Source organism: Propionigenium maris DSM 9537, from assembly GCF_027925155.1.
In the GTDB taxonomy this organism is placed as follows: domain Bacteria; phylum Fusobacteriota; class Fusobacteriia; order Fusobacteriales; family Fusobacteriaceae; genus Propionigenium; species Propionigenium maris.
This window is the reverse complement of sequence record NZ_BSDY01000053.1, coordinates 1981-4351: the sequence shown is the minus strand read 5'-3', so window position 1 is coordinate 4351 and position 2371 is coordinate 1981. Positions and strand designations below refer to the sequence as shown.

Annotated in this window: 2 protein-coding genes; both read left to right on the top strand. The window is 33.3% G+C overall.

Annotated elements, in window-relative coordinates; translation table 11 throughout:
- On the top strand, window positions 1–500 hold a 500-nt coding region (locus tag QMG11_RS19920), incomplete at its 5' end, for a hypothetical protein (protein WP_281838205.1).
- 11 nt (window positions 501–511) lie between these two features.
- Window positions 512–1516: an RHS repeat domain-containing protein gene (locus QMG11_RS19915; protein ID WP_281838203.1), complete on the top strand. Its 1005-nt coding sequence runs from the start codon at window positions 512–514 to the stop codon at window positions 1514–1516.
- Window positions 1517–2371: the final 855 nt, after the last annotated feature.

The following is a 2371-nucleotide window of genomic DNA, read 5'->3' as shown; positions in this document are numbered from 1 at the left end:
ATTATATAGATCCAGCTATAGGTGTCAACGCAGAGATGGTTATTTCAAAATATGATAAATCCAATAAAGAAGAATTGGAAAGGCTTTCGAAAGACCTAAAAAAATGGGAGAAGGATTTTTCGAAAAATGAAGACATAATCGATGCTCATGCTTCCAAAACTTGGGATGAAATTTATACCCTAATGGAGCTCTCTTTAGTGGTAGAGGAGTATGATTATTTTGTGGCAAGAAGTGAAAGTGATACATTGTTAGGTGTGGGGGTCTTAGATCGGGGTGAAGGGTATACCTTAAGCCTGAATTTAAGAGATCCTAATGCCCTTGTAGTTCGAGAAAAAAGGCAAGCAGATGTTGTAGGAAATGTTGGAACTCAGATAAGAAACGAAATGATAAATTGGAGCTTTGAAAATGGAGCTACTGAAGTTATTAGTCGTCCTATGAGTTCACGAGCAAAAAGTTCTTTAAAAGAAATTGGATTTGTAGATGTAGAAAGGTTTTTTTAATAGGAGGAGAAATGAAATATATTCATGGATTAGGAAGACTACCATTGATAGAGATAGATGAAACCGGAAACACTAGGATAAACATATTCGATGATGGCGGAATAATAGGGGTAGTGGAGAAGAATAGAGTAAACTACCTGCTGAAGGACCACCTAGGCTCAACAAGGATTGTGGCAGACGAGGGTGGTCAAAAAGTAGGGGAGCTCAACTATTCCGACTTTGGAGAGACCACAGTAACAGGGGATGTAGAGGATATAAGGTACAGGTATACGGGACAGGAGTGGGATGAGGAGGTAGGGGAGTATAACTACCTGGCGAGAGAGTATGATCCTGCAACAGGAAGATTTAACAGCCCTGATCCTGCAAGACAAGGATTTAGTCCATATGTATATGTAGGAAATAACTCAATTAATTTTGTGGATCCAGGTGGAAAAGTGAAAACCCTGTTAACAGGGAGTTATATAGGTTACACAGAATCCTCTTCAAACATGGGTAAACCTACCCTATATTTTACAAAGGGGCGTTTAGTTCAAACTCATCCTGTAGAAAGTAACATTGGTTGGCACCCGATAAGAGAAGGAAGAAAACGTAAGAGGGTCAATATTACTGAAAGCGAGTCAATAAATTTTAAGGAAGGTACGCCGGAAGATAGCTTAAAATTTATTGATCAGATAAAAGATGGTTTGTATCGAGAAAAGCCTAGCGCATCAAGGTTATTTGAAGTTGAATTAGAAGGAGGCGAAGCTGTAGACTATCACCGTTCAAGAGGTAAATTAGTAAGGTTAGGGGCCCAAGATTTTAAATCAGAGTATAGTCAAAATTATGCTGAAGAAATGATAAAAAATTTTAAAATTGCAGAGAATGAAAATATTAAGGAGACAACTTTGAAATATGGCATATCAAATGAGGGGAGCGCTTCCCCTTTGACTCCAAAAGTTACAAGTGATCCTTTTTTTACAAGAGTTTTCGGTTGTTGCATAGGAAAAAATACAAGGGTGAGAGTGCAAGAAGTATAATAGGGATCTTTCCCAAATTAAGTTTAAACTAGATATTAATCCATTACCTTCTAGACGATAGCAGTTATTTAGATAAAACTAAGTAACTGCTACTTTTATTGTGATAAGAAATCTTTGAATAAATTTGGTTATTTGTCCATCAAGCATCACACAATCTTTATAATCTGTTCCCATAGAAGTATACTAGAAAGTTATGTTATCTAACTTTTTAATCACAATAGATAGAAGTAATTATAAATGTATTTTTTATTTTTAAATTTTTCGTATAAAGATTTGTTATAAGGTTTTCTTTTGCTCTCAAGATAAGAAACTATCTTTTTGATAAAGTATTTTTATTCCATATAAGACACCGATGTTTTTTAGAAGAAGTATAATTTTAGCAGTTAATCAATCTTAGCTATAGATTAACTACCTCGATTTTTGGGATAGAGTAAATCTTTATCCCCCCCCCATAAGAATATCAACTTAAGTAACGGATGTTTTAATAGCCAGAATAGTCCTTCGTTTAGTTTTGGTAGAAACATTTTAAAAGTTGTCTTGAGTTTATAAGAGACTAAAACAGATAAAAAATTTATTTATTCGTGTTATTTAAGCTTTATATTATATGTTGTAGCTCTAATAGTTTTTAAGAGTGAAATTAATCAATGATTTAAATAAGGTGTAATTTTGTCTCATGAAACACTTTTGTTTTTTTTAAAAAATTATAATTTGATAAAATCAATTGTTTTGCAAACATACTATCATTGTACTTTGTCATTTGGTGTCAAGTAATTCATAATACTTTAATGAGTGTTTGCAGACTAGATTTTATAATGGAATATACTTTATAAGCTTTTAATTTAAGGAGGATTTTTT

Bases quoted from the DNA above. Each gene is read 5' to 3' on its own strand.
- QMG11_RS19915 (WP_281838203.1), top strand. From the start codon at position 512: ATGAAATATATTCATGGATTAGGAAGACTACCATTGATAGAGATAGAT.